Annotated in this window: 18 protein-coding genes and 2 riboswitches; of the genes, 3 read left to right on the top strand and 15 right to left on the bottom strand. The window is 50.8% G+C overall.

The window, feature by feature from the left end; genetic code table 11:
- Positions 1-158: 158 nt before the first annotated feature.
- Positions 159-1,640 (bottom strand): bifunctional methyltransferase/pyrophosphohydrolase YabN, encoded by a 1,482-nt coding sequence (yabN, locus tag ACSR9A_RS02515; protein ID WP_473755437.1) that lies wholly within the window; start codon positions 1,638-1,640, stop codon positions 159-161.
- Between the two features lie 325 nt (positions 1,641-1,965).
- On the opposite strand from yabN, the gene ACSR9A_RS02510 reads away from it, so the two are divergent.
- Entirely contained in the window at positions 1,966-2,352 is a 387-nt protein-coding gene (locus ACSR9A_RS02510; protein WP_473755435.1) for a hypothetical protein, read from the top strand.
- A gap of 132 nt (positions 2,353-2,484) precedes the next feature.
- Here the strand turns inward: ACSR9A_RS02510 and spoVT are convergent, their stop codons facing one another.
- The 13 genes from spoVT to ACSR9A_RS02445 form a co-directional block, all read right to left on the bottom strand.
- The gene (gene spoVT / locus ACSR9A_RS02505) at positions 2,485-3,027 is read right to left on the bottom strand and encodes a stage V sporulation protein T (protein WP_341280342.1); all 543 of its coding nucleotides are present in this window, start codon (positions 3,025-3,027) and stop codon (positions 2,485-2,487) included.
- A gap of 538 nt (positions 3,028-3,565) precedes the next feature.
- Positions 3,566-3,802, bottom strand: coding sequence for a hypothetical protein (locus ACSR9A_RS02500; protein WP_473755433.1), 237 nt, complete (start codon positions 3,800-3,802; stop codon positions 3,566-3,568).
- A 22-nt stretch (positions 3,803-3,824) separates the two neighbouring features.
- Positions 3,825-4,619: an ABC transporter ATP-binding protein gene (locus tag ACSR9A_RS02495; protein WP_473755469.1), complete on the bottom strand. Its 795-nt coding sequence runs from the start codon at positions 4,617-4,619 to the stop codon at positions 3,825-3,827.
- A gap of 220 nt (positions 4,620-4,839) precedes the next feature.
- A complete protein-coding gene (gene atzF, locus ACSR9A_RS02490; RefSeq protein ID WP_473755432.1) occupies positions 4,840-6,675 on the bottom strand; it encodes an allophanate hydrolase in 1,836 nt (611 codons plus the stop codon).
- Positions 6,672-10,421: an urea carboxylase gene (gene uca, locus ACSR9A_RS02485; RefSeq protein WP_473755431.1), complete on the bottom strand. Its 3,750-nt coding sequence runs from the start codon at positions 10,419-10,421 to the stop codon at positions 6,672-6,674. The genes atzF and uca overlap by 4 nt, the downstream gene beginning before the upstream one ends.
- Positions 10,422-10,444: 23 nt before the next feature.
- Entirely contained in the window at positions 10,445-11,095 is a 651-nt protein-coding gene (locus ACSR9A_RS02480) for an urea amidolyase associated protein UAAP2 (protein ID WP_473755430.1), read from the bottom strand.
- Complete coding sequence (locus ACSR9A_RS02475; RefSeq protein WP_473755429.1) at positions 11,095-11,823, bottom strand: urea amidolyase associated protein UAAP1; 729 nt, start codon at positions 11,821-11,823, stop codon at positions 11,095-11,097. Before ACSR9A_RS02475 ends, ACSR9A_RS02480 begins: the two co-directional genes overlap by 1 nt.
- 53 nt (positions 11,824-11,876) lie before the next feature.
- Positions 11,877-12,026, bottom strand: a riboswitch (guanidine-I (ykkC/yxkD leader).
- 153 nt (positions 12,027-12,179) lie between these two features.
- Positions 12,180-12,314 carry a hypothetical protein gene (locus tag ACSR9A_RS02470; RefSeq protein ID WP_473755428.1) on the bottom strand — a complete coding sequence of 45 codons (135 nt, stop codon included), beginning with the start codon at positions 12,312-12,314 and terminating at the stop codon, positions 12,180-12,182.
- A gap of 82 nt (positions 12,315-12,396) precedes the next feature.
- Positions 12,397-12,597, bottom strand: a complete 201-nt coding sequence (locus ACSR9A_RS02465) for a type II toxin-antitoxin system antitoxin (RefSeq protein ID WP_473755427.1) — start codon at positions 12,595-12,597, stop codon at positions 12,397-12,399.
- 13 nt (positions 12,598-12,610) lie between these two features.
- Complete coding sequence (locus tag ACSR9A_RS02460) at positions 12,611-13,483, bottom strand: SPFH domain-containing protein (protein WP_473755426.1); 873 nt, start codon at positions 13,481-13,483, stop codon at positions 12,611-12,613.
- A gap of 490 nt (positions 13,484-13,973) precedes the next feature.
- Complete coding sequence (locus ACSR9A_RS02455) at positions 13,974-14,774, bottom strand: ABC transporter permease (protein ID WP_473755424.1); 801 nt, start codon at positions 14,772-14,774, stop codon at positions 13,974-13,976.
- 5 nt (positions 14,775-14,779) lie between these two features.
- Positions 14,780-15,796 (bottom strand): ABC transporter substrate-binding protein, encoded by a 1,017-nt coding sequence (locus ACSR9A_RS02450; protein ID WP_473755423.1) that lies wholly within the window; start codon positions 15,794-15,796, stop codon positions 14,780-14,782.
- A 183-nt stretch (positions 15,797-15,979) separates the two neighbouring features.
- A riboswitch (guanidine-I (ykkC/yxkD leader) is annotated at positions 15,980-16,129 on the bottom strand.
- A gap of 145 nt (positions 16,130-16,274) precedes the next feature.
- Positions 16,275-17,450: an asparaginase gene (locus ACSR9A_RS02445; protein WP_473755421.1), complete on the bottom strand. Its 1,176-nt coding sequence runs from the start codon at positions 17,448-17,450 to the stop codon at positions 16,275-16,277.
- Positions 17,451-17,648: 198 nt separating this feature from the next.
- Here ACSR9A_RS02445 and ACSR9A_RS02440 point away from each other — a divergent pair, with 198 nt between their 5' ends.
- Together ACSR9A_RS02440 and ACSR9A_RS02435 are read left to right on the top strand one after the other, a co-directional pair.
- On the top strand, positions 17,649-18,224 hold the full coding sequence (locus ACSR9A_RS02440) for a TetR/AcrR family transcriptional regulator (protein WP_473755420.1): 576 nt from the start codon (positions 17,649-17,651) through the stop codon (positions 18,222-18,224).
- A 93-nt stretch (positions 18,225-18,317) separates the two neighbouring features.
- The gene (locus tag ACSR9A_RS02435; RefSeq protein ID WP_473755419.1) at positions 18,318-20,150 is read left to right on the top strand and encodes an alpha/beta fold hydrolase; all 1,833 of its coding nucleotides are present in this window, start codon (positions 18,318-18,320) and stop codon (positions 20,148-20,150) included.
- Here ACSR9A_RS02435 and ACSR9A_RS02430 read toward each other — a convergent pair.
- Positions 20,147-20,782, bottom strand: coding sequence for a DUF2306 domain-containing protein (locus tag ACSR9A_RS02430; RefSeq protein ID WP_473755418.1), 636 nt, complete (start codon positions 20,780-20,782; stop codon positions 20,147-20,149). The two genes, ACSR9A_RS02435 and ACSR9A_RS02430, sit on opposite strands and share 4 nt — an antisense overlap.
- Positions 20,783-20,873: the final 91 nt, after the last annotated feature.

Below are 20,873 nucleotides of genomic sequence, written 5' to 3'. Positions count from 1 at the left end.
GTATAGCCGCTCAGCGCGGCCTACGTTCGTGAAAGTTTGAAACTGTTACACTTACGAAGTTAACTTATTCTGCTTGCCGACATGAATTCCTGCCGCTGACCGCAAATTTTTTTCACGAAAAGTGCGGAATCTTTGCTGCTCTTAGCGAACCGCGTCCCTTACTGTCGCTTTGCTTCTTCCCACCAGCGGTCCATTTCTGTTAAATCAGTCTGGTCAAATGTTTTGTTGTTTATACGAAGCTGCTCTTCTATATAAGCAAAACGCGACTTGAACTTCCGGTTCGTCATCGTCAGCGCTTCCTCTGGATCGGCATGAATGAATCTCGCTGCATTGACGACGGCAAAAAGCAAATCGCCTAGCTCGCCCGCCTGTTCCAACTCATCCTTCGAGGCAATAGCTTCGCGAAGCTCGGAGAGCTCCTCTTGGATTTTATCCAGCACAGGCCCCAGGTCATCCCAGTCAAACCCTACCTTCGCTGCCTTCTTCTGAAGCGTGTATGCCTTCATCAGCGCTGGAAGGTCTGGCGGAATGCCATCCAGCTGAGATTGGCGGCTGGCAGCTGTGCCATTGCGCTCCTTCTCCTCAGCCTTCATTTGCTCCCAGTTGCCTAGCGCTTCATCAGCATCCGTGGCACTGCTGGCGCCAAATACATGCGGATGACGGAACAACAGCTTCTCGTTCAGCGTCTCAATGACATCATAGACGGTGAACGCACCAGTCTCCTCCTCCATCTGACTATGCAGCATCACCTGCAAAATCACATCGCCAAACTCCTCGCGCATGCCATCCGGATCATCATTATCAATCGCTTCAAGCGCCTCGTACAGTTCTTCGATAAAGTTTTTGCGGATAGATGAGTGCGTCTGCTCCCGATCCCACGGACAGCCCTCGGGGCTGCGCAAAATCGCCACAATCTCGTGCAAGCGGTCAAAAGATCGGTTCAGCACGGCATCCTCCGTCGTACGCGGCACGAACAGCAATGAAAGATTGCCAAAGCCAGGTGTGCGATCCAGCTCATAGAGGGGCACCCGAATAATCTGCTCCTCGCCAGCAACGCCGAGCGCATGGCCAATGACAACCTCGAAATCATCAGGATAACGCTCCATCAGAGCCAGCTTTACGTCTGATGCGGTAAACGCATCGTAAATTTGCCCAATAATCGTATGTACGCGCGGTTGAAGCATGGCAGGCTGAAGCTCTGCGGCATCCAGCAGCGCAAAACCCTCAATCGGATCGATGCCAAGCCGAATAAACGCTTGATCCAAGAAGCTCTCTCCACCGATAATGTCAAGCTGCACGCCCGCATCCGTACAGCGCTCGCGGAGCAGCTGAACTGTACGTTCTGCGACCATCGGATGCCCCGGAACGGCGTACACAACCTCTCCTTGCGACGATTGCGCCTCTAACAGCAGCGCGGCCGCTATCGCCTCATACACCTCTGGGAACGTATCATGCTGTTCGTACACCGAATCAAACGAGGTATAGGCAAGCTGATGCTCCTTAAGCAGCGTTATCGCCGGGTGCTGCTCCGTCCTGACATAGACGCGGGCCGCCTGCTGGAGCCTGCGCCATACGCCAAGCGTCATTTGATCGGCGTCGCCAGAACCAAGACCGACAACCGTAATATGTGGTTCACTCATTTTTCTCCCACTCTCCTACAATTAGCTTCTCCCATTAGTATACTAAAGAAGGCGCTGCAACTACAAAAAAGCGGACAAGCACTTTTTCGATTCCCTTTTATGGAAAATAGAGGTATTGTTTAGCGAAAGGGTTCGATGCCGTTAGATACACCCTCTATAACCAGAAAGGTGGAGTATTAATTTGAAGAAATCCTTAATTTTAATAACGACATCGGCAATGATTTTAGCCGCTATTCCAAATGCAGCATCCTCAGCGGAAAAATATCATCAGGTCCAGATGGAAAAATGGTCTTGTTGAATTACTCGCAAGGCACATGGTAACTAAATGAAAAAGACCTATTATAATTTAAATGCCAACGAACAAAAATTGCATAAATTCTCTGGTATTGCCTCATCACTGCTTTATGGCTCCTTATTCGGCTACTCGCTTAATAAAGACATTTTTTTTATTTGGCTCATAATGATGCTGTGCGGCGGAATCGCTCTTTTACATGTGAAAAAGTGGATTAGGACGGAGCTTCGAGCAAAAGTTATGACCCAAATCATCGTGTTCACCGTCCTGTTGGATGTTTGGATCGTTTCTGACTTCATTCCTGTGCCAATGCTGATTAAACAACTCGTTTTTTTAATTGCTTTTTGTATATTGGGCTACAAATATTTCAAGCTGCTTTATGCAGGCGAGCTCGCCGTTCAAGATGATGACGCTTTTTAAATATCAGAATAAAATGAGCTCATATATGCTCTGACATCCAGTCCCCAGCAACACAAACACGCAAAAGCCCGGTGCTTAAACAGCTAACCTGCTGTGTGCACCGGGCTTTTGCGTGTGAAGGGAGAGCCTGTTTTACTGCTCCATTTGCTTCGCTAAAAAGCCAGCAGCAGTCTCCGCCATTTTTTGCTCCATAATCGACATTTTCACAGTTTCATCCTTGCTAAGCAGCACAACGGTACCAATCGGGTCCCCGCCTGCAATAATCGGCGCTATAACGAAGGCTGAGAAAGTGTCACTTATATCTTTAATCATCTCATAAGCCCCAGGAGTCGTTTCAGCTACAGCTTTGCGGTTCTCCATGCAGCTTTCCAGTATCGGCCCAACCTGCTTGTCCAGCAGATCCTTCTTGGAGGCGCCAGCTACCGCAATAATCGTATCCCGGTCAGAGATGAGCGCCACATGATTCGTGCTCTCAAACAACGATTCTGCGTATTCTTTGGCAAAATCCCCGAGTTCGCCAATAGGAGAGTACTTCTTAAGAATAACCTCCCCATCGCGATCCACAAATATTTCAAGCGGGTCACCTTCCCGAATGCGTAGTGTCCGGCGAATTTCCTTCGGAATAACTACACGCCCAAGATCATCAATGCGGCGTACAATTCCAGTTGCTTTCATTTCATGTTGCCCCACTTTCCTAGAGGATTTTAAGTCTACTGGGTACGAACTGCCTGTCTAATAGCGTAAACGGCTCTCGCCGTCATTTATCGGCAAAGGCTCGTTTTGCGCTGAAATATAAGCGGGTTATAAGCAGGAACTTATAAAGTCTTATATTTAAAAAAACACGGCTAACAGGGGAAATCCTCGAATGCTGAAGCAGTCGTTTTCCGATGCATGACGAAGGCCGGCACTCGAAGGACCGTTCTTTACTTGATCAAACCGGGCAATGCGTTTGCTGTGAATCTGACCATAGTATTCATCCGCTCCCAATTTCTTATGCACGAACCTTGAACAGCAACCCTTTAAACTATTTTACCCTTTACATCCCCTTCATTAACACCGCCTTTCAGCACTCCTGAAAGGCGGTGGACAGCTCGTTCCCAGACTAATTTCCTAGTTCCAGCGGGTGAATCTCCATGAAATTTTTAAATATTTGTCGCCCTATCCAGCTCTTGGGTTGGGTAGCATCTACAAAAAATATTTGACTACAAGAGGTTTAAACCTGCCTCTCTTGCTCTCCTCGGGCCTCCGATTGTTGTCCTTCTTCTCCCCGAAAATCAAAACATCCTGTCGCTCCATTAAGAGCGGCAGGATGCCTGAATAACATGACGGTAGCAAGCAAAGCCATAGCCGCAAGCAATTTGGGACGAGCCTTGAGAACCTCGGCAGTAGGGAAATTCCGCTGATCTTTCTGATCCTCTTCCAGCACAGCCCTAGTCAGTTTCTCCATCATTAACTCCTCCTTTAAAAATAAATCAATCATGCTTCAGCAGTTCGACAAGCTCCCGCTTTAAAGCTAAAAACGCTTTGTGCTCACGCACCTCCGGCGAGCGCTCTGCAGGCAAATTCACTTCAAATTGCTTTAAAATCCGCCCTGGGCCAGCCCCCATTACGACAATGCGCTGCGACAGAAAGATCGCTTCATCAATATCGTGCGTAATGAAAAGCACGGTGGTTTTCTCCTTTTGCCACACATCCAGCAGCATCTCCTGCATCTCCAGCTTTGTCTGGGCATCCAAGGCGCCAAATGGCTCATCCATCAGCAGTACCTTTGGACGATTGGCAAGCGCTCTGGCAATGGCAACCCGCTGCTTCATTCCCCCAGAAAGCTGCTTTGGATAAGACTTGTCGAATCGCTCAAGACGAATGATTTTAAGCCAATAATTGGAGATGGCACGGCGAGCAAGCGTTGGTATCCCTTGCAGCTTGAGACCATATTCAATATTTTCACGCACCGTCAGCCACGGAAACAGCGTATAGCCCTGAAATACCATGCCTCGCTCAGCGCCCGGGCCGACGATTTCTTCTCCATCCAAGGCAAGCATGCCGCTCGAAGGCTCATCAAGCCCGGCGACCATGCGAAGCAGCGTAGATTTGCCGCAGCCGGACGGGCCAAGTATCGTTAAAAATTCATTGGAGCCAATGGTGAGCTGAATATCGCGCAGCGCTTCAAAGCTGCTTTTTTTCGTCTCGTATACCTTATGCAAATCGCGAATTTCAATCGTTCCGCTGCCAGCTGCCGGAGCAGCAGCTTTCCCTTTTTGCGCCAGTGCCTTCTCCTGCGGCTGCTCCTTTGCTGTTACCGTCGCTGTATTCAACTATGATCGCCTCCAAAAGCGTTCAATTTGCGCCGCCTGCTCCGCTTACATTCCAGCAAGCGGGCTGGCAGCGAATTTGGCTAAGCCGCCGTCCCTTTTGTCAGATAATCTAACAATTTTAATTAGGATACCGTAATTTTTTATGGTTTGTCAATTTATATGTTAGGTTTATTTACATTAGACTTATTACTCGCCGATATTCCCTCCAGCCGCCATACTCGGAAATTCGCTCCGCCCGCTCAAGAGCATAACCTTCACAGATGAAGCCTGGCACCTCTTCCCCACCTTCCAGCTCCACTTTTCCTATCCCCAGAGGTGCCGGTATAAGGGCAGCAAATGCGCCGAAACGTGAAAGCGGCATGCGCCAAAGCTCCAGCGCGACCGATGCACCGCCCTGCTCCAGCTTGATCATGCCAGGCTTTGCAGGCGTTGTATCGAGCTTGATCAGCTCGTACTTAGCCGCCGTGTTCGCTTCCCTGACAAAGCTCGCTTCGAAGGCGAGCATTTGCTGCTCTAAAGCAAATCCGCGCATATGGAGACCACACACAGCGACGAGCGTCGTCTGATCGGAGTCGGTTGATTCGAATGCTTCAGATGACACCTTTGCAATAGCGCTATTCAGACTGCATTTCGCTCGTTCCGACGACCCAGACTCCATTGCCTGGTCGGCATACAATCTTCCCAAGCCTTCAAGCAAATGCTCTTGATCTGCTAAAGCGAACAGCGTTATGCCAAAAGGAAGCCTTTCCGCCGCCTCCCCCGAAGGAAGGGCAAGCGCGCTCAAATCAAGCAAATTGCAATGGTTCGTATAAGCTCCCATTGCCGTATTCGTCTGTATTGGCTGCTCGCGAACCTGCTCCCGCGTCCACGTTCCGCCACAAGTCGGCATTACCAGCACCGCATCGCCGAGCAGGGCTTTCGTCGCCAGCTTGAAAGCCTGCAAGCGATGCATGGAGGCAAATACGGAAGCTGCCGTATGGCGCTCTGCCGCTCCTGAACGAAGTACCTGCTCCGTTGCAGGCACGAAAGCCCCAGGGTGGCTTTCGATAAATTCGCTCAGATCAGCCCAGCGCTCCGCTACCCAAGGACCTTCATACAACTCAGCTGCCGCTTCTGCAAACAAGCTGCAATCCACATATTCAATGGAGATCCCAAGCGCTTGCAATCGCTGGATTGAGCCCTCCCATGCCCGGGCATATTCGTCGGAGAATGGCCCGTAAAAGGCTGGACGTTCCTGAGGCAAATACAGCTTGGACGGCAGACCACTGGCAGAGCGTACAACCTCCCTTGACCATAGATCGGCAGGATCCAGGCCGCGAGCGGAGCTGTCCACGGCGAGCGCATCATCTATACTGTGGGCGAATACCGTCACACAGTCCAGACTGGCGCAGGCAGGCACGACGCCCTTGGTCGGCCACGCGCCAAGGGTCGGCTTATAGCCGACAAGCCCGTTCAGCGCGGCAGGTACACGGCCGGAGCCAGCGGTGTCTGTGCCAAGCGAGAATACCGCTTGGCCGCGGGCAACAGCGACAGCCGAGCCGGAGCTCGAGCCGCCGCTGATCAGCTCGGGGCGCAAAGCATTATGCGCCTCGCCGTAAGGGCTTCTCATGCCGACCAAGCCGGTGGCAAATTGGTCGAGATTGGTTTTGCCTAGCGGGATAGCCCCCGCCTGAACTAAACGCTCCACTACAGTGGCGTTCTCGCCTGGCGTATAGGTAAATTCCGCACAAGCTGCCGTTGTCGGAAAGCCCGCAACGTCGATATTGTCCTTGACCGCAAAAGGGATGCCCCAGAGCGGCGTTTGTGCCGGATCAAGCAGCGCGAGCCGCTCCAGATAAGGGCGCAGCTGCAAAAGCGAAGGCGGCGTAATCCAGATATTCATAGCCGCATCTCGCTCGGAACGGCTGATGATTTCTTCAATAACCGCCTCAGGCGCAAGCTGTTTGGCGGTATATTTTTCACGCAGCCACTGCATCGTGAGCACTTCAGGAAAAGTAACAGCCGTCATACGAGCGACACCTCTTTCTTGATTTGCATAATGCCAGCAACAAGCTGGCCGGTATGAACCTCATCACCAGGCTTGACATAGATCGAGGCAACAACCCCATCACAGGATGCCTGCTGGGAAAACTCCATTTTCATGCTTTCCACAATGATAAGCGTATCACCCTTTTTCACTCGAGCGCCCAGCTGTACAAGCACCTTCCACACACTTCCCGGCATATTGCAGCGAATGGCCTCCGCCCCTGCAGGCAGCTCCTCTTCTTCGCTTTGAGCCGCGCCATCCTGCTCGGAGACATACTCCGCAAGCCCGAGCGCCTTCCAGCTCTCGCGCTCGGCCTTGAACGCCGCCTGCTGGGTAGCACGGAACGACTCCGCATCTTGTTCAATAGAAGCGAGAAACGCCAAATAGTCTTTCAGCTCGAAGGTTGTCTCCGTAATTTCGACATCAAAGCGCCCGCGCGGGAAGTCTTCACGCATCTTCAACAACTCATCCGCAGCAACCGGATAAAACTGAATTTGGTCAAAAAACCGCAGCAGCCACGGCTTGCCCGCCGTAAAGCTCTTCGTCGTTCGCAGCTTGTTCCACATTTGAATCGTGCGCCCAACAAATTGATAGCCGCCCGGCCCTTCCATGCCATAAACACACATGTAAGCTCCGCCAATTCCGACGGCATTTTCAGGCGTCCACGTCCGCGCCGGATTATATTTAGTCGTCACCAGACGATGCCGCGGATCAATTGGCGTCGCAACAGGAGCGCCCAAGTACACATCGCCCAAACCTAGCACAAGATAACTGGCATCAAAAACGATTCGCTGTACATCCTGCCTACCATCCAAACCATTGATGCGGCGAATGAACTCTATGTTGCTTGGGCACCAAGGAGCATCCGGACGCACCGTTTGCTGATAGCGGTCTATCGCCAGCTGCGTGGACGGATCATCCCACGAAAGCGGGAGCCGGACAATTCGCGACGGAACTTCAATGGTTTCAAGCGGCGGCAGCGAGCTATCCAGCTCCAGCAAGCGGTGGCAAGCATCGTAGGCTGTGATGCGAGTGCGATCGATATGCACCTGCAGCGAGCGAATACCCGGCGTCAGATCGAGCACCGGAAGCGAAGCATCCGCCCGAATCGCCTCCATTAGCACATGCACCTGAAAACGGAGCAAAATGTCCAGCTTCAGCTCGCCATATTCCACGAGCAAATTTTCATCCCCACTGCACCGAATGGAGATAGGAAACCTCCGCCCCGCCTCCTCGCTAACGAGCAGCGGATAGGACGGGGAAAGCAACTGTTTCCTAGGCTCAGGAAGCATCAGCTCTTGCAGAGAAGCCCTGTCGCCTTCACCCAGCGCCCGCAAATTAGCTTCCTGCGCATCGCGCAGCGCATCAGCCTCTTCAAGCGTCAATAGCTGAAAATAAACCTTGTCGCCGGGATGCAATTGCCCCAGCTTCCAAAACTCAGCGGAAGCCGTCGTGACCGGGCATACGAAACCACCCAGGCTCGGGCCATCGGGCCCCAGCAGAATCGGCATATCGCCCGTCAAATCAAGCGTTCCCACAGCATAGGCATTGTCGTGAATATTCGAAGGATGCAGCCCCGCTTCTCCTCCATCCTCTCTAGTCCAAAGCGGCGCAGGACCAATTAAACGCACTCCTGTACGGGAGCTGTTAAAGTGAACCTCCCACTGCGTATCGGTTAACTGCTTTAAATACTCCGGTCGCAAAAATTCCTCTGTACAATGCGGTCCCGGTATGACACCAATCGTCCATTGTCTCCCAATAGCCGGACGGTAAGCAGGAGCAAGCCCTTCTGCTAACGTCGAGGATACATGGTCTCGAAGCAGTTCCGAGCGTTGTTCAGAAAGCTGCTCAGATTGCTGTTCAGATTGTTGTTTCGGCAATCGTTCAGAGACCGCCATTTCATGAGATAGCGTACTGCCAGCACCGTGAACTCTCAGCACATCACCAGCTCGCAGCGCCCGGCCGCCATGACCGCCAAAGCCGCCCAGCGTAAACGTTGCGGCACTGCCCAGAATGAGCGGCATATCCAGCCCGCCTGCAATCTGCAAATACGTCCGCAGCCCAGCGGCTGCCTCACCGAAGCTGAGCACTTGCCCTGCCTTCGCCAGTAAAGGCGCATACAGCGGCACAAGCTTGCCATCCAGCTTCGCCTGCATGTCAGCACCCGTCAGGCAAAATCGCATCGCACCGCGGAAGCGATAAGAACCGCCGCGCAGCGTCAGCTCAAGGCCCGCCGCCTGATCCGAATTGCCGAGCAGCTTGTTGCCTAGGCGGAACGAGTAAGGGTCCATCGGACCACATGGCGGCACACCCACGTCCCAATGTCCGACTCTTCCAGGCCAATCCTGCACCGTCGTCTGCACGCCGCCGTCCAGCACCTCGATGGCTTGCTCAACTGGCGCAAAATCCTCCAGCATCCGCGTATAAACAAGCCCCTCCTTACAAGCTGCATCCGCAAGCAGCGCCTGCACGTACTGTAAATTCGTCGTCAGGCCGTACATCCGCGTCTGCGCCAGCGCCTCGCCCAGCTTCCGCAGAGCATCCTCGCGATCCGCGCCATGCACGATGATTTTTGCCAGCATCGGGTCATACAGCGTCGTAATGGTCATGCCGTCTCTCACCCATGTTTCATTGCGAGCCTGCTCTGAAAATCTCGCTTGATCCAACTGCCCCGCACTTGGACGGAAGCCCTGCAAGCAATCCTCCGCATAGATGCGAGCCTGAATGCTATGTCCCTGCGGCTCCCCTACTAATGATTTCAGCTCGCGCAGTTCCCCCGCCGCTTCCCGCACCATCCATTCCACCAGATCGAGCCCAAGCACCTCTTCCGTCACGCCATGCTCCACCTGAAGCCGCGTGTTCACTTCCAGAAAATAAAACGCAGCCGTTTCGGGGTCATATAAATATTCCACCGTTCCCGCACTGCGGTAGCCCACCTCGGCCGCAAGCCTCGTTGCCGATTCCATCATGGCCGCGCGGACGCTGTCCGGCAAATGGGGAGCCGGACTTTCCTCCAGCACCTTCTGATTGCGCCGCTGCACGGAGCAATCCCGTTCACCAAGCGCAACAATCTCACCGTAGCTGTTGCCGAAAATTTGCACCTCGACATGGCGTGCCTTGGCGATGTATTTTTCCAAAAACATCCCGTCGTTCTTGAAATTCGTCTCCGCCAGATGACGAACACCCTCATAGGCAGCAAGCAGCGCCTGCTCATCGTCACATACCCGCATGCCGATACCGCCGCCGCCTGCCGTGCTTTTCAGAATAACCGGATATCCGATTTGCCGTGCATGCAGCACCGCTTCCTCCACACTGTCAATCAGGTCGGTTCCCGGCAGCATTGGCACGCCAGCCTTCAGCGCCAGCTCTCTGGCGGAATGCTTAAGCCCAAACTGCTCCATTTGCTCCGGGGTCGGGCCGATGAATACGATACCACGCTCGGCACAGGCACGGGCAAAGTCTGCATTTTCGCTCAAAAATCCATAGCCCGGGTGTATCGCCTCCGCACCTGTTGCTATCGCCGTCTGAAGAATGAGCTCTGCATTCAAGTAACTCTCTTTAGCAGGGCCATCCCCAATCCACACCGCCTCATCGGCGTCATCGACATGTCTGCTGTCTTGATCCGCCTGCGTATAGACAGCGACAGATTGAACACCTAGCTTGCGCAGCGTGCGCTCAATTCTCACGGCAATTGCGCCGCGATTTGCGATCAGTACCTTTGTAAACATAGCGACCTCTCCTTCGCATTCATTTATTCGTTCCAGATTAGTACCTGCACAGGTGTTGGGTTATAGGCATTGCAAGGATTGTTCAACTGTGGACAGTTGCTGATGAGCACCGTCACCTTGCCATGCGATTGCATTTCTACGTAGTAGCCAGGCGCGGATACGCCGTCCGCAAACTGCAAGCCGCCCTCGGCTGTCACTGGCACATTCATGAAAAAGTTCACGTTAGGCGCCAAATCGCGCTTTGTATAGCCAGCCTCCCGTTTCGCCAGCTGGAGCATGAACGTATCGCGGCAGTTGTGCATTTGCAGCTTTTCATGGGCATATCTCACTGTGTTGCTCTGTGCAGAGCAGGAGCCACCAATCGTATCATGGCGTCCGCATGTATCGGCAACGATCGTTACGAGCGGCTTGCCCGACTCTGCCCGCAGCACCGAGCCTGCCGTTAAATACACATTGGTTTGCCTTGCAATCGTTGCTATGGCGCTATAATGATCTTCCGGCTGATCGGCATCGTAAAATAGGGTATCCGCCGCCTGATTTCCTTCGAGATCAACAATTCTGAGCACTTGTCCAGGCAGCAAATCATGCATCCAGCCATCGCCGGCCAAAATTGTTTTACTGTACACAGCTTCCGCCGTCTTGCGCGGGCTTTCTACCAAGTTAAATGCCGCCATTACCTTCCGCCTCCCCATAAAAGGTTGTATTCCCACGTATTTTCGAACGCACGGCGATTTTCCGCACGAAAATTTACACAATAGTCATTTTCTCGATCTACTCTCTCAGCCTCGAACACTTCTACCCGCACCGGTACCGAAGGATAAATCGTTCTAGCATCAAGCGGATTAGGCGTATTCGACAGCACCAGCAGCACATCCATTTCTGTTCGAAGCGTCACACTAGCACCTGCCAGGCAATGATTTTCGGCATAATGCATATCACCCTGCTCATCGCAGCTAATTTTGGAAAACCAGTTGATGACCGGCATCAAATCCCTGACACCCATGCCGCTTCGCACCAGCTCAACCGCCAAATTTTCCTGCCCGCTTCGCAGCCAGCCGTTTCGAAGCACCTGATAAGTCGTCGCGCCATAGCGCTCATCCGTCAGTTCGCGGCTTGTATAGCCGCCAAGCGGGTCATGCCAGCCAAGTCCATCCTCTACAATACTGATCATCGCACGTCCATTGTCGCTCATCAGCACATTCCCTTTCGTTAGATGTGAGGTATGCTGCGCCTTGAGTGTATCTGGCATATTGTAGCGTTCATTCAAATCTCGAGCGCTGAACAGCATGGTAGACACATTCGCCCCACCTTCAAGGGCGGTTAAACGAACAAGCCTCCCCCGCCCAATAACGCCTGACCACTTGCCTCCAGCTTCAATCGTTTTGCTCCATTCTTCACTCATTCCCTCTTTCGCCTCCCCGTGTAAATATAAATAAAAAAAGCCTGGGAGATTTGATCTCCCAGGCTTTTATCCTTCCGTGTTATACAGCGATTCGCGCCAGTATTACTCGCATTCGACTGCATGCCGTCTCTCGGACCAGACTTAGCTATTAACAGATGAGATATACCCCATCAGCAGCTAACGGAACCCTAGACAGCGATTTGTTTCCAGTTTATTTTGCAACGGAAACCCATATTTAATTGTCATATAACCTAACGTTAGATAGATTATATGACTGTTGAATATCGTTTGTCAACAATTATGTTAGATAACATAACACAAGAGGCGTCGATTTTAGACACCTTAGCATTCCTACTCTAAGGCATTGAGTAAGCGTCTAACAACTCCTCTTGGTTCAACAAAATGGTAACCTTCTTGATTTTCCTATCACTTGAAGCCAACCAATTTTGAACAGCTTCAAGTTTAGCTTCAGATGATTGCAAATCAGCCAAACAGCAGCTCCATCGTCATTGGACGGCAGCTGCTGTTTGGCTTTGTTTCTTACCTATAATCAGGATCTTTATCTGCTTCTCTCTATTCCTTAGGCTCACCGGCATTTTCCAGAGGCTCGGCTGGCCGCGGCTTCGGCAGCCTGCCTGAACGGCTAAGCGCTTCGCGCAGCAAAAACTCAATATGACCATTGACGCTGCGAAATTCCTCATTAGCCCACTGCTCCAGAGCGCGGTGAATGTCAGGATTCAGTCGGAGCGGAAAAGCTTTCTTTTCTTTTCCCATTATCGACAGCTCCCTACGTGTACAAAGACCCGGTATTAATGACCGGAGTGGCAGAACGATCCGATACGATCGCCACCATCAGATTGTTGACCATCGCCGCACGCCGCTCCACGTCCAGCTCAATTCCACTATCCTCCAATTGCTTCAATGCCGCATCCACCATGCCAACCGCGCCTTCAACGATTTTCTGGCGAGCTGCCACAATCGCTGTCGCCTGCTGCCTTTGCAGCATCGCGCTAGCAATTTCCGGCGCATAGGCCAGATGCGTCAGCCGCGTCTCAATCACTTCAACTCCCGCAACAGCAAGCCTGCTTTGCAGCTCCTTGAGCAGCTCTTCTGCCACTTCCTCGGAATTGCCTCTCAGAGACATCGCGTTCTCATCCGTATGCGTATCATATGGGTGCTGTGCCGCCGTGTGGCGAACAGCCGTCTCGCTTTGGATTTCCACGAAACGCTCATAATTGTCGACATCGAAGCTCGCACGGGACGTATCCGTTACTTTAAAAACAACAACCGCCCCAATTTCAATCGGATTGCCGTCGGCATCATTGACCTTCAGCGTATGACTGTTAAAGTTGCGCACTTTAAGCGATACCTTCTGCTTGTTCGTCAGCGGAAGCGTCATCCACAGCCCTGCAGTTCTTACCGTACCGATATATTTTCCGAAAAAGGTAATGACCTTCGCTTCATTCGGCTGCACAATCGTCAGCGAGGACGAAGCGATAATAAAAACAAGAATCAGCAATGCACCCGCAATAATCGAAAGGAAGTCCGGCTGTGCGCCCGATGCACCAAACACAATCAGAATGATTCCCCCAACAAGCGACAATACGCCAACCAGCAATGCCAAAAATCCATTCACATGCCAAGCTTTGAACTCTTTCATCTGTCAGAACACCCCTTTAGTATTAATTTGATATATTTATGATATCACTTTTTACATTTATATGCAAACAAGCGTAAATGGCTGAAGCCGTCCTCTGGCGGCAAAGCTATCGTTTCGAGGGTGGAATATAGAGAAAGGATGGAAAAATCATATACTTTCCTATATTTTAAAAAAAGCCCACAGCCCTCAAGGAACTCTTCCTCTTGGACTGCGAGCTTCGTATATAGCAGGCACTGATATTCTTTTTTTCAACTAGGAATCGCAATCTTCGTTTCAGGGGTTCACACCCTGCACAAAGAAATACTCGGCGGACACAGCAGCAGCTATTTCAACAGAATCAAGGCTTATGGCTAGGCAGCGGACTCAGAAGCAGCTAATGGCTGCCAAAAGCCATTTTGGAGAGATTATTAGGGTGATAACGGATTTCCCGTCCGCTTAAGTCCCGAAATAGGATCAAAAGCCACAATAACGGAACCTCAGTCCTCAAACCCTATACCCAAGGGAACAATCTGCGGTTCAAAAAGGCAAAAATGCGATCGCTGATCAAGCCCAGCAGCCCAATAACGAAAATACCTACAAAAATCTCCTCCGTATTCAAAAATCGCTGCGCCTTCATGATGGCATATCCAAGCCCGCTGTTGACAGCAACCAGCTCCGCCACAACTAGATACGTCCACGCCCAGCCGAGAATAAGCCGCATCGTATGCATTAATTGCGGTTGGATCGCCGGTATGAGCACCGTCTCGATTGCCTTCCAGCGCCCCGCCCCAAGCGTGAAGGAAGCTTGTAGCAAATCCTGCGACACCCTTCGCGTATTGTCAGCCACCATCAGCACGAGCTGGAAGAAACAGCCGATAAAAATAAGCAATACCTTGGCCCACTCGCCAATCCCTGCCCATACCATAATAAGCGGAATAAAAGCGACCGCTGGCATGTAGCGGATAAATTCCATCGGAGGCTCTATCAGCGCTTCGCCGAATTTGAACGTCCCAGCCAATATCCCGATAGGAATGCCTAGCGCACACGCCAACAGGAAGCCTGACATAACGCGGAATAAGCTAACGCCAATATGATTCCAATAATCAGAGCTGCCGAGCAGCTCTATAAAGGTGGCAAGAACGACATGCGGCTTCGGCAAAAATACAGGGTTCACAGCCTCCGTATAGCTAAGCAGCGACCACAGCAGCAGAAGGAGCAGAAAAGAGCAGCTAGCCGTAATCATAAACGCCCGGGAGCCAATATCTTTAAAAATCTGTATCCGATGCGGCTTCCGCCGCCGAACTGCCTTCATCGTCATCACTTCCCTGCTGATGTATTTTTGACGAATTGCGCGTCGAACAGTCCGCTCACGTCATCAATGTCACCGACCATATCGAGTCCGCGCAAGAAATCCGCCGTCTGCCCCGCCGTATATTCAAGCGAGGTATATTCATCACGCTTCTCGAAGGCGTGAAGATTATCCGCTTGAGAGAACAGCTTGATGCCATCAAACCCCAGCTTGAGATCCTCCGGAGTCGTCTCCGCCTTGGTCGCCAGCAGCTTCAGTACCTCTTCCTGATTGGCCTCATAATACGCAAGCGCATCGAACCAAGCATCCACAACCTTCTGCACTTCAGCGGAACGCTTCTGCACAACCTCCTCACGAAACACAAGCAAATCCGGTATAAGTCCCGGCGTATCTTTAGAGGAGAACAACACCTTGCCCTTTCCTTCTTTCACCGCAATTGTCTGGAACGGTTCCCATAGGACAGAAGCATCAGACTTTCCAGAAATAAATGCTGGGCCCGCATCATTTACAGTCATATTGACGTAGTTCACATCTTCTTCCTTCATGCCATTTTGCGCCAAGGCAGTCAGCAGCAGCAAATGATCGACAGTACCAAGCTCCGTCGCAACCGTTTTTCCCTTCAAATCTTGAATGGACTGGATTTCCGGTTTGCTGACAATAGCATCGCCGCCGAAGGAGTTATCGTTGACCAGAACCGCTTTAAGCGGAATCCCCTTTGAAAAAGGAGCGAGCGTATCGCTCAGCGTCTGGCTGTTTGCATCTACCCTTCCCGTTGCCAAAGCTTGCAGCGAGTCGCTGTACACCGGGAAAAACTCCAGCTTTACATTGACTCCATGCTTTTCAAAAAAACCTTTTTCCTCAGCTACATACCACATATACCAACCCGGCCACGGACTCAGGGCAATTGTAATCGGCTCACCCGCTCCTCCTTCTCCCGCTTTGCCACCTGAACTGCCACAACCCACAACAACAAACATCGACACGACAAGCAACCCCAAGAGCCAAACCTTCCACGACTGTCTCATTGTCCCACCCCTTGTCTTTATCGCTCCAACTCCTGAATAACCAGAGATTGGGCCAAGCGTAAACAGCTGTCGCCATCCTCTGGCGGCAAAGCTACCGTTTCGCGGGTGAAATATAAGCATGTATAAGCGTGTAACTCATACATTTTTATATTTCTAAAAAAAACAAAAGCCCGGGAGATTGTGATCTCCCAGGCTTTTATCCTTCCGTGTTATACAGCGCTTGCCGCCATCCCTCAATGGATGCACACTCGCCGTACGCCGTCTCTTGGACCAGACTTGATAAGACGCGAGGCAAGCTTGCGACCTGTCAACGGAACCCTAGACAGCTTGTCGTTCCCGATGTGTACAGCCAGCATAGGAACTATATGATCTTTTGTTAGATAACCTTACATTTATCTGTATTATAGTAGGGCAACCAACACTCTGTCAATACTCATGTCATATTAATTTACGTGAATTTCATCTAAAATGCTTTCTATTATGCAGCAGCTTTCACCGCTGTATCTTCAGGCACTTCCAGTGCACCATAAACTGTGAACCATTTTTGCATAGTCGGGAAATCGCTTGTGTACGTCAGAGTCAGCATAAGCAGGATACGAGCATGAGCCGCGTTCAAATTGTCTCCTGCTAAAATCCCCTCGCTGCCGCCGTAAATATTGCCCGATCCGGTTCTTGTCGTCGTTACGAAAATAACGCCTTTTTCAATCGCTTTCGTACGCTCTTCTCTCATTGCAGCGGAAATGCCGCCAGCTCCCGTACCCGCTGTAACAATCCCTTTTGCGCCGCCGTCTACGAAGCCTTTAATAGCCTCACCGCCAGCACCTTGATACGAATAAGCAATTTCGACCTTCGAGAAGCCCGCCTTCGGCAGCTTGGACAGATCAAATGGCGTCGCCCACTCTGCGTCGGTTTTCAACGCTCTTGTCGGCACACGGTAAATTTGAATGATTGATTCATCAATGTAGCCGAGTGGACCAAATCCAGGCGATTCAAAAGTGTCGAGACGAAGTGCATTTGTTTTCGTCACTTCACGCACAGCATGAATTTCATCATTCAGCATAAGCACCGTGCCGAATTTCTTCGTCTTGCCGCTTGCCGCCAGCTTGATTGCATTGAACAAGTTCGCCGGAGCATCGCTTCCGATTACCGTCCATGGACGCATAGAACCTGTAATAACAACTGGCTTCGAGCTGCGGACCGTAAGGTCGAGGAAATAACCGATCTCTTCCATCGTATCCGTACCCGTCGTAACGACTACACCGTCGTATTTCTTCAACGCTGCATCCACTGTCATCGACAGGCTTGCCAGATCGTCCATCAGATAAGCTGATGAGCCTTTATTGCCAAATTGCACAGTCTCAACGTCCGCCATCTTATCCAAATTCGGCAGGCTCTTCACCATATCTTTAATTAAAAGCGTACCCGCACGGTACGTTTGAAAGCTTGTCTCATCAGTCGATTGTCCAGCAATTGTACCGCCTGTACCAATAACCAAAATGTTAGGGAGCTTCGATTTTTGGAAGGAAGCAGGCACCTCTGGGAAAGTAATTGCCTGGATAGCAGCCTCAGCGGCTCCTACAGGAGAAATAAATGTTACGAGTGCGATAATGGCAGAAAGCGAAAAAACAGTCATCCTTTTAATAGACAGCATCATCTTGGTTCCCTCCACTTAACTATATTATAATCTCTATTGCGTTATATTATCTCACATGTATAAATAGAACAAGTGACTTTATACCTAGTTGTGTAATAATAACTAACATATATTTAACGGCGGTATGAAGTCTCTATTAAAACAATTTGCGTATCTGCAATCATTGACAAATTAATTTTAGTCCTATACAGTACTAATATGAAAACAAAACAATCCAACCGCGAGGTCGCCTTGCATACGGCCCAACAGTTATTTTTGAGCAAAGGTTATTTGGTTACGAGCATGGATGACATCGTAGCTGCCAGCAAAGTGTCCAAAACGAATATCTACTATTATTTCAAAAGCAAAGAAGAGCTGCTGTCCGCCATTATTGAACGGATGATCAACCAATATGCAAGCTTGTTCGAGCACATCAGCAGGCAAAATAATCTACCTGTACTTGAGCGTCTGGACAAGCTCGCCTGGCTATTGACCGAGCAGGATGCGCGCTGCCTTGGCGGCTGCCCATTTCTGACCCTCTATACGCAGGCGCCGCTGGAGAACGGACCGTTCCGCGAGCAGTTCCGCCGCTTTTTCCAAAGCCAGCTTTCCTTTATTGAACAATTGCTGCACGAGGGAATATCGCGCAAAGAGCTCAAGCCCGACTTGCCGGTCGAACCAACCGCCGCACTTATGCTGTCTACGATTGAGGGAGCTTTATTTTTGCAGCATGCCAGCCAGAACCCGAATACAGTTACACATGCGTTTCATGCTTTAGCAGCCTTGCTAAAGTAATTTTTTTAACCATTTTAGTACTAATAAGTACTAATTTTTAGACGGTAATCCCCTTTTAACTTACAAAATGATTTATATAGAAGGAGCAAGATTATGACACATTTATTTGTTACAGGCGGCACAGGATTTATTGGACAACGATTCATACAGGCCCTTGCACAAACCAAGCAGCACGTAACCGTTCTCGTTCGTTCTTTAAGCAAATATGAGCAGCTTTTGGACAAGCTGAACCTTCGGCATAACGAGTTCATCACGCCGGTATGCGGAGATTTGACGCAGCCTTTATTGGGCTTGAGCAAAGAAGATTTGGCGCGGGTGAAAACAGCAGAGGTCATTATTCATGCGGGTGGCCCTATGGATATCAGACTGAGCGACGAACAGGCCAAACTGGTGTTTTTACAAGCCTCGCAGCATATGGCTGAAATAGCCTCGCTGATTCATGCGGAGACGACGCTGCGCCATTTTATCCACTTGGTCGGCTTTAAAAGCCCATTCCGCAATGAGGATCTATCGCAGAAAGAGCAGGCCCTTGCATCTTTAAGCCATGAGCCGCCTTATGAGCAGGCCAAGTTCCTCGCCGACCTTCACTTGCGGGAGCAAAGCGCCGAACAAGGCTATCCCCTGTCCGTCGTCCACCCCGGCGTCGTCATCGGCGATTCCGCAACAGGAGAGACAGAGCAGCTCGGTGGTCTCGGCGTTCTCGTTGATGCTGCACGCAGAAAACTGATGGCCCTTGTGCCGGGAGGCGAAAAATATTGGCTGCCCCTGTTCCACCTTGATCACGCCGCCGCCTTTCTCGCCGCACTTGCCCAAGAAGAGCAACCTATCAGCCAAACGTATTATTTGTTGCAAGCGAAGGAAGACAGCCCTAATATGATGCAGCTGATTACAACGATGGCCAAGGAGCTTCGCGTAGCCAAGCCCGTCGGCTCTCTACCGCTTGGCGTCTTATCCAAAGTGCTCGGAAGCCCACTGGGCGGCAAACTGGGTATTCCCCAGGAATCACTGAGCTTTGTCGTAGACGATTCTTATTCGCTCGAATCCGCCCGCTATATTCAACAAAAATATGCGCTGGACTACACGGTGACGCCGTCTGCTTTGCGCCATACAATCGCTGACCTCGATTTTCGCCTCTCGCATTCAGTGACGGTGCATAAGGGCTTCAATCAGGGCAAGCTAGGCAATATGACTGCATTGCACAATAACAACAAAAGCGGAAATCCGATTTTGTTCATACCTGGCACCTTTAGCGGAGCGGATTGCCTGATTCCTCTAGCCAATCATTTTCAGAATGCCAACGTCTGGCTCCCCGACCTTCCTGGGCTAGGCAGAAGCCCCTATCACCATAAGTCCAATGTAATTGATGGCCACTTGGAGAGCCTTATAGAAGCCATTGCAGCAATGGACACTCCCGTTACCTTAATCGGGCATTCTTATGGAGCCCTCCTTGCCGCCAAAGTCATGGAGCGTCTGCCAGAACGAATTCAAGCGCTTGGACTGCTGCAGCCCGTTTTTCATCCGGCACCATCCATGTATAAGCAGCGTTGGCTTACGGAAATGGCTCTCTCTCGCATGAGTGAGGCCGCACTAATCAGGTCGCTGATTAAGCAAAGCTGCTTCGAATCAGAGGCACAAATTCCAGCCGAATATACCCGTTATGTCCAAGATGAGCTGCGCTCACCGCGGGTAAGGAAGACACTTGCCGAGCTATTACGCGAGTTGACGCGTCCGCAAAGCTTTCAGCTAGCGCCGGAACAGTGGGATGAGAAGAAGGTTCATATTTTATGGGGAGAGCAGGAACGGAATTATCAGCTGCATGATCGCTACCGCCATTTCCACATGGGTAGCCTTCCTTACGGGCATCATTTTCCGATCTCCCACCCAGAGCAAACTGCCCAGTTACTGCGGCAATGGCTCGGGCATTAGGCAGGCCTACGTCTATAAATAAATTGAATAACCAACTCTGCAATTAGGAGGTTCAAGACAATAGATCCATAGACGCCGATCGTATAGCTGGTGACGTAATCAAAGCCAAATCCTTGCTGCGAAACAAATGTGAGGCTATGAATGAACAGGTTTGTAAAGCAGAAAACATAGCTTCTTACCATCCATTTGCGATGCTTGACCACCTGCTTCTTTCTAACTTGAACGATTGCCGCAATTGTCATCGCTGACCATGCCATATTGATTATATTGAAGGGAATGCTGTTGATTTTCCCACCTGTCGTATAAGGGGCCATATAGCCTGAGCTAAGGACGACAACAAGAATGGCAATCAAATACACATAGCCATTGACCCGGTGAAGCTTTCTGAAGCGGGCTAATACTTTTCCTGAAAAATTGACTGCCCCGGATACCATCGCAAGGCTTGCGAACACAATATGCACATACATGACAATCAGCCAGGCGGCCACATTGGTCGGCCGTTTCGTTTTATGCTCCAAGAAGGCGGTTGCCTGTGGATCATAGAAGAAATTTTGATAAACGACGTAACCGATGTAAATCACTGCTGCGGCAACCATTAAGAAATATAAGTACCTGCTTGATAGAGACTTCATGAGCCATTTCTCCTTCTTTTAAAAACCGAACCGTTCGGTATTTTTATTGTAGCTCATTCGCTTATTTGTTTCATCTGCAAAATGTTACAAT

It is taken from the genome of Paenibacillus sp. R-74696 (assembly GCF_055814915.1).
The sequence above is the reverse complement of the archived record's forward strand: the minus strand, read 5'-3'. Positions and strand labels throughout refer to the sequence as shown.

Coding starts and splice junctions, on each gene's coding strand:
- ACSR9A_RS02440 (WP_473755420.1), top strand. CDS start 17,649: ATGAAAACAAAACAATCCAACCGCGAGGTCGCCTTGCATACGGCCCAA.
- ACSR9A_RS02455 (WP_473755424.1), bottom strand. CDS start 14,774: ATGAAGGCAGTTCGGCGGCGGAAGCCGCATCGGATACAGATTTTTAAA.
- ACSR9A_RS02450 (WP_473755423.1), bottom strand. CDS start 15,796: ATGAGACAGTCGTGGAAGGTTTGGCTCTTGGGGTTGCTTGTCGTGTCG.
- ACSR9A_RS02465 (WP_473755427.1), bottom strand. CDS start 12,597: ATGGGAAAAGAAAAGAAAGCTTTTCCGCTCCGACTGAATCCTGACATT.
- ACSR9A_RS02480 (WP_473755430.1), bottom strand. CDS start 11,095: ATGGCGGCATTTAACTTGGTAGAAAGCCCGCGCAAGACGGCGGAAGCT.
- atzF (WP_473755432.1), bottom strand. CDS start 6,675: ATGACGGCTGTTACTTTTCCTGAAGTGCTCACGATGCAGTGGCTGCGT.
- ACSR9A_RS02475 (WP_473755429.1), bottom strand. CDS start 11,823: ATGAGTGAAGAATGGAGCAAAACGATTGAAGCTGGAGGCAAGTGGTCA.
- ACSR9A_RS02460 (WP_473755426.1), bottom strand. CDS start 13,483: ATGAAAGAGTTCAAAGCTTGGCATGTGAATGGATTTTTGGCATTGCTG.
- uca (WP_473755431.1), bottom strand. CDS start 10,421: ATGTTTACAAAGGTACTGATCGCAAATCGCGGCGCAATTGCCGTGAGA.
- yabN (WP_473755437.1), bottom strand. CDS start 1,640: ATGAGTGAACCACATATTACGGTTGTCGGTCTTGGTTCTGGCGACGCC.
- ACSR9A_RS02435 (WP_473755419.1), top strand. CDS start 18,318: ATGACACATTTATTTGTTACAGGCGGCACAGGATTTATTGGACAACGA.
- ACSR9A_RS02430 (WP_473755418.1), bottom strand. CDS start 20,782: ATGAAGTCTCTATCAAGCAGGTACTTATATTTCTTAATGGTTGCCGCA.
- spoVT (WP_341280342.1), bottom strand. CDS start 3,027: ATGAAAGCAACTGGAATTGTACGCCGCATTGATGATCTTGGGCGTGTA.
- ACSR9A_RS02500 (WP_473755433.1), bottom strand. CDS start 3,802: ATGATGGAGAAACTGACTAGGGCTGTGCTGGAAGAGGATCAGAAAGAT.
- ACSR9A_RS02445 (WP_473755421.1), bottom strand. CDS start 17,450: ATGATGCTGTCTATTAAAAGGATGACTGTTTTTTCGCTTTCTGCCATT.
- ACSR9A_RS02510 (WP_473755435.1), top strand. CDS start 1,966: ATGAAAAAGACCTATTATAATTTAAATGCCAACGAACAAAAATTGCAT.